Consider the following 512-nt stretch of genomic DNA (forward strand, 5'->3'; position numbering starts at 1 on the left):
CCGGAGGCAAAATACTGCGCCTGTGTTTCTGCATAAGCAGCCGGAAAACCTCCTAGTCCGGTTCCGGTCCAGGGTTGTTCCATTATAGCTTGTTCAGTTATTTTCCATAAAAGTAGTCGGCCATTGGCAGAATCTTTCTTTAGAAGAAAAATACCCGTCAATGCACCGGCTACAGAAATTAGTACCAAAACAGATGATACTATAGTTAAGGTTTTAAATTCATAAATGTATGTTTTTGTTTTTTTCCATCCGATCCGTTGTACCCAGTACACCCATGCACATGACAGGGCGGCAGCGATCCAGGCTGTCCGGCTCATTCCGGCAGGCAATACTACGATGATTGCCAGCAAGGTACCCCATGCCAGATAATACAGATACATTTTTGTTTGCCGTAGGATCATCCACAGGCAAACCGGCAAAACAAGTGCGAGGTATCCGGAATAAGGTCCCGGATTATAAAAATCCCCGGTCAGCCTGAACAGGGAATGGTTAGAGCCTTCAAAGCCATGCAA

1 protein-coding gene is annotated in these 512 nt (G+C 45.7%); it reads right to left on the reverse strand.

Annotated elements, in window-relative coordinates:
• On the reverse strand, positions 1-512 hold a 512-nt coding region (locus tag DWW23_RS26360; RefSeq protein WP_147382655.1), incomplete at both ends, for an O-antigen ligase.

It is taken from the genome of Parabacteroides sp. AF14-59, from assembly GCF_003479515.1.
Taxonomy (GTDB): Bacteria; Bacteroidota; Bacteroidia; order Bacteroidales; family Tannerellaceae; genus Parabacteroides; species Parabacteroides faecis.